Consider the following 5,565-nt stretch of genomic DNA (forward strand, 5'->3'; position numbering starts at 1 on the left):
CGGGCGAGCGGGTTCTCGACATCCAGCGTGCCTTCCACAGAGCGAATTACATCCTCAACCTGAAAAGATAATTCCGCAATCTGATCGAGACGCTCACCCAGCACCCGTATTTCGATGGGCGCGTTGAACGGCGCGCCGTTTACAAACTCTCTGAACGTAATTTTGGCCCCTGGATAGCGCTGAAAAGCCGTCCGGAACTGATCCAGGGTTTCATAAAACCGCGCAGGATTCCAATCTTCAAAACGAACCAGCAGCTGCCCGTGATTACTCTTGTACGATTCGGGTATCCGGTTGTAGTAAATCTGCGGGTTACCGTGTCCGGCGTTTGACGTGTATGCCTGCACGTAGGCCGTGGTATCCAGCACGCTTTCCACAAACCGAACCGCACGGTCGGTTTCGTCGATATTGGAACCTGCGGGTAAATCAACCTCAATAAGCAGCAGCGGTTTATCGGCTGTGGGGAAGAAGCTCACACCGATGAACGGAAACAGCATCAGGCTTCCGACAAACAGCGCAACAGCCGCCGAAAATACGATTCCTTTATAGCGCAAGGCCGTATTCAGCGACGGACGATACGCACGCCGGATTACCCTTTGAATAAAGCGGTCGAACCAGCCCGGCTTGTCTTCAGCCTTTTCCTTCAGCACGCGGGTGGAGAGGATGGGAATCAGAATGAGCGCAAGCAGAAGCGAGGTGACCAGCACAAAAATCACGGTTAATGGCAGCGAGCGCAGGAACTCGCCCGGTCCGCTTTGGATCATCGCAAGCGGGGCAAACGCCAGAATGGTCGTGACCGTGGAGCTGATTATCGCGTACCCCACTTCAGAGGTGCCTTTAACCGCGGCATCCACCAGGCTGTAGCCGTTTTTCTGATAGCGCACGATGTTTTCGACCACCACAATGCCGTTATCTACCAGCAGACCCAGGGCGATAACCAGCGCCGCGATGGATATCTGCTGCAGCCCAAATCCCGCGAAATACAGCATCCCGATGCCAATTATCATAGCAATCGGAATTACGGTAATGGTGATGAAGGATGAACGTATGCCCAGAAATACGAAGATGACGATGGAAACGAGCAGCATCCCCTGCATCAGATTCCAGAAAAATCCGCTGATGCGCTCATCTACGGCTGACGCCTGCTCGAATGCGACTTCCAGGGAAATGTCGGCTGGCAGTTGGGTGCGAAACTGCTCAAGCGCTGCCATAATTTCGGCAGTCACCTGCACCATGTTTTTGCCCGGCTCGCGCTTCACGGTCACAAAAACGGCCCGCTCGCCATTATAGCGGCCCATCCATCGGATGTCCTCATGGGCGTAGTACACGTTTGCCAGGCTTCCGATGGTCACCGTGTGATTTGCACCGGCCGCCACGGGAATGCGCCTGATTTCCTCCAGCGACCCCAGACTTCCGCTGCTTTGCACCGTTAGGCTGCGCGAACCGGCCTTCAGGTTTCCGCCCGGAATATTGGCGTTATGATCTGCCAGAGCGGCAAGCATAATGTCCAATGAGATGTTCTGTTCGGCCATGCGTTCGAAATCGGCCGCAATCCGGATTTCCTCTTCGGGCAGGGCTTCCGTGTCGGTTTTCTTTACGCCATCGATGCGGGAAATTACGCGCTCCAGCTCATCGGCAACCCGCTCCATTTCACGGTACGTAGCGGTTTCTGAAACCAGCGCGAGCTGCATAATGCTGGTAAAGTTTTCCGGCTTGAACTGCTCGATGGTGAGTTCCAGTAAGTTTTCGGGAAGCTCATTCCGGATCGCATTCACCTCACGGAAAATTTCATCCAGCTTTCGTTCGTAATCGAGGCCAAATTTTGCTTCAATCTGAAAAATGGCGATGCCTTCGTCAATCAGGGTGATGACTTCGGCGATGTCATCCAAATCCTCAAGGGCATCTTCGATGGGTTTTACGACGAGCTCTTCCATATCGGCCGGACTCGTGCCCGGCAGCAGCGCCGTTATCGAGAAACTCGGCAGCGAAAGATCGGGGTCTTCTGTTCGCGGCATCACATTGATGGCGTACACGCCCACAATACAGGCGATGAAAACCATCACCAGAATAAAGCGGAAGTTTCGGATGGAGCTTTCGGGCAGCCTCATGGATTCACCCCGCCATCAGCTGCAATACGTGAACCGGGCCGCAGGTAGGCCGAGCCGCGGGTAATGACCCGACTGACTCCGTTGAGCTCAGCGGCGGATACCCAAAAGGCATCATCGCCAATATGGAGCGGACGCACTCTCAGGCGTTCGGCGCTTCGGTTATCGGTTGCTGGCGCGTAAATCCAGACGTCGAGTCCGTCGGCTTCCACCAGCGCGCTGAGCGGAACCGGCACCAGTTCTCGCGCATCTTCCGGCTGCAGTTTGCCGCTTACGATAAAGCCGTTTCGCAAATTATTCCCTGCAGTGTCCAGCGTTATTTCAACCTCAAAAACACCCGTGCGCGCATGCGCTTCAGAGGCAATACGCGAAATTCGTCCATTGAACTCCGTTCCGGGATGGGCACTTGTTGTGAACACGGCCGCATCACCAGGTTGTAATCGCTGCACATCGCGGTCGCTCACACCCGCCATCACAACCGTCGAGCCCGTGCCGGACTGACCCAGCCGGAATACCACCTGACCCTGACTGACCTGCTCGTTTACCTCAGCCCGCTTTTGAAGCACAACTCCATCCGCCGGCGCAGTAATGGAAGCCCGCTCCTGATTGAAAAGCGCAACATCCAGCTCGGCCCGGAAAATATCCCGAAGCGTCTTTTGATCCTCCAGCTGCTCCAGCGTAGCCGCATCATCGGCGAAGAGATTCTCCAGCCGGCTCAGGTCACGCAGGCTTTTTTGATACAGATTTTCAGCCCGGAGCACCATGGCGTCGGTTTCCCGGCGGTTGATTGCCGCAAGAAGCTGACCTTTCCGCACGCGGTCTCCTTCATCCACCAGAAGCTCCTCGATAAAGCCGCCCGTTCGGAATGAAAGATCAAAGGAAGTGGCCGAGGAAACGCGTCCGGTTACAAAAACCGGAATCGATCCGGCGGCAGGTTCGAGCTGCTGAATTTCCACATAGACCGGAGCAGGCTCCTGAACACCGGTTTCGGTTTTCACCTCGGTGCAGGCTGCGAGAGCCAGGAATGCCGCAGAGCCGAAAAGCCATCCCGCCACGGAGAAAAAGGATGTTGGTATAAATGATGACATCATGTTACGATTTTGATTTATGAATGAAGATGAATTAGCGGCCGGTTTCGCGGTCAAGCACGGCTTCGGCGGATTTAAGCTGATAGCGGGCAAGGCTGGCGCTCAGTCGGGCCCGGGTGTACATATCCTGAGCGCGGAGATACTCTACCAGCAGGGCACTGTTTTCCTCATACCTCCGCTTCACGATTCTGAAGCCAGCTTCAGCTGCTTCGAGTCCGGCAATGGCGGCCTGTTCTCTGACCTCAGCGGCCGTTACGGCATTTCGGGCGTCGGCAACACGAAGCTGAATTTCCTGCTCCAGCTCCCGGTAGCGGTTGTTGATCTGATTCAGCTCAATGCGTGAGCGGGCGATTTTCTCCCGGTTCTGAAAGCCCCGAAACAGGCTCCAGCGCATCCCAAACTGAACAAACCAGAAATCCTGATCCGAATTGAAGGTGTAATTCCTGCCCTGATATCCCAGATCTCCCACCACAAAAAGATCCGGAATGGCCGTAGCGCGATTCATGGACAGCAGGTTTGTGGCGGCGGCCCGGCTTGCGGATAGCTCGGCAAATTCGGGCCTGACCAGCAGGGAAGTTTCCTGAAGAAGCTGCGCTTCCGGATAGTCGCCCCGGGATTCGAAGTAGGCATCATCTCTCAGGATGGGAGCCGTGAGCTCACGGTTCAAAAGCTGATTAAACCGGGCCTGTGCTGTTTGCTGCCTGCGACGGGCTTCGGCGATAGTGCCGTCCAGCTCGGTGAGTTCGAATTCGGCAGTAAACTTCTGATCGATGGTGGCCTTTCCGTTTCGAACCAGCGATTCGGTGGTTCGAACCAGCTCCTGCACCAGCTCCCGGTTGGATTCCAGAATCGCCAGCTGATCGGTCGAGGCAAAATAGTTGTGATAGCTCAGCCGGATTTCTTTAATCAGCTCGTTTTCGACCGCCTTGAGCCTTGCCTCCCTGGCCGAAACCAGATCCCGCTGCGCCCGGTAGCTGAAATAGATATCCGAATTAAACAGCGGCTGAACAATGCGGATTTTGGTTTCATGAAAATTATCGGGCAACAGCTGCTCATTCACGTTCTCCAGATTGGTGGGGAAGCGCTGCGTTCCTGTCAGCTCATTCAGCGTGCCGTACACCGGATTGAACAAATCGCCCAGCGGGAAACCGATCGTTCTCCCGCCCGATGCCAGCGAATAGGAAGCTTCGAGGGAAACCTCCGGCATGAAGCGTCCGCGGGCCGAACGAAGCTCCGAAGCAGCCGTTTCGCGGTCGAGCATCGCATTCAGCAGCGTCAGATTGCTTTCAACGCCCTGCGCTGTGTATTCCTGCAGTACGCCGTTTTGCTGCGCCTGCGCGGGGGAATAGGCTAATATAATCAGCAGTAAACAGGCTGGAAAAAGCTTCCCCCAGATTTTGTAAACACCATTTTTTATTTGAACACTGTTCATTTTTAGATAAAAAAATTTTAGACGTTGCTGATGATGTGATTAAACGAGTTAAGAGCATCCTGAAGAAGCTCATTTTGGTCTTTACCGGTGTACATTTCAAGCCTGCAGCGAATTTGGAGCGCAACCATGCCGTGAACCTGCCCCCATATCATGAGTGAAAGAACGATGGGGTCATGCCCCTGAAAATGCCCATTCTTCATGCATTCCTGAATGACTTCCACAAGTACGCCGTGGCTTTGGTGACCATCTTCCCAATGTTCCCCCTCTTCCAGCGACTTCAGCGGATCGGGCATAATGAACATGAGGTCGTAGTAAGCGGGATGGTCTTTGGCAAAAAGCAGATACTGCCTGCCAAGAACCTGAAGCCGCTCCATCGGATCTTCAATTTTGCGCACTTCGCTCAGATACTGATAAAAGATGCGGAAACCGGTTGTGCTGATTTCAAACATCAGCTCGTCCTTATCCTTGAAGTAACGGTAAATCGTACCCGGACTATAGTCGATCGCCTTGGCAATGGCCCGCATGCTGGTACTTTCGTAGCCCTGCTTGCGGAACATATCGGCAGCGGTCTTCAGGATAAGCTCCTTCAGCTCGCGTTTTTCTCTTTCTTTTCGATCTTCTATAGTCATAGGTTGTTTTCTTTGAACGCTGTAATATAAATGAACACCGTTCATTTATGCAAGACTTATTTTATTTTTTTTCAAGATACTGTTCCTGCGGATAATTCAGCAGGATGCTTGTTTGAATATTTTGGTACCTGAATGTGTGAGGTGGCTGGCTTTTGGCTTTTGGCTTTTGGCTTTTGGCTTTTTGTAGATTGTAGATGCCTAAATACGGTTGACGTTTTTAATTAACATTAAGCATTTTTGGATCGGTCAGTTTTGACCAGATTTTGACCTGATAGTCAGGGAAATTACCCTGATTCAGCTCTTTGACAAATTGA

General features: G+C 53.2%; 4 protein-coding genes. All 4 read right to left on the reverse strand.

Translation table 11 applies throughout. From position 1 onward, the window contains the following. Window positions 1–2,105 (reverse strand): efflux RND transporter permease subunit (locus LAT75_RS15085; RefSeq protein ID WP_291483580.1); only part of this gene is annotated, 2,105 nt, incomplete at its 3' end. After that, window positions 2,102–3,193 (reverse strand): efflux RND transporter periplasmic adaptor subunit, encoded by a 1,092-nt coding sequence (locus LAT75_RS15090; protein WP_291483582.1) that lies wholly within the window; start codon window positions 3,191–3,193, stop codon window positions 2,102–2,104. The genes LAT75_RS15090 and LAT75_RS15085, both read right to left, overlap by 4 nt. Window positions 3,194–3,224: 31 nt before the next feature. Further along, window positions 3,225–4,622 carry a TolC family protein gene (locus tag LAT75_RS15095; RefSeq protein WP_291483584.1) on the reverse strand — a complete coding sequence of 466 codons (1,398 nt, stop codon included), beginning with the start codon at window positions 4,620–4,622 and terminating at the stop codon, window positions 3,225–3,227. Between the two features lie 17 nt (window positions 4,623–4,639). Next, window positions 4,640–5,251: a TetR/AcrR family transcriptional regulator gene (locus tag LAT75_RS15100; protein WP_291483586.1), complete on the reverse strand. Its 612-nt coding sequence runs from the start codon at window positions 5,249–5,251 to the stop codon at window positions 4,640–4,642. Between the last annotated feature and the right edge of the window lie 314 nt (window positions 5,252–5,565).

Origin of the sequence: Cyclonatronum sp. (assembly GCF_022565315.1) — a bacterium.
Taxonomy (GTDB): domain Bacteria; phylum Bacteroidota; class Rhodothermia; order Balneolales; family Cyclonatronaceae; genus Cyclonatronum.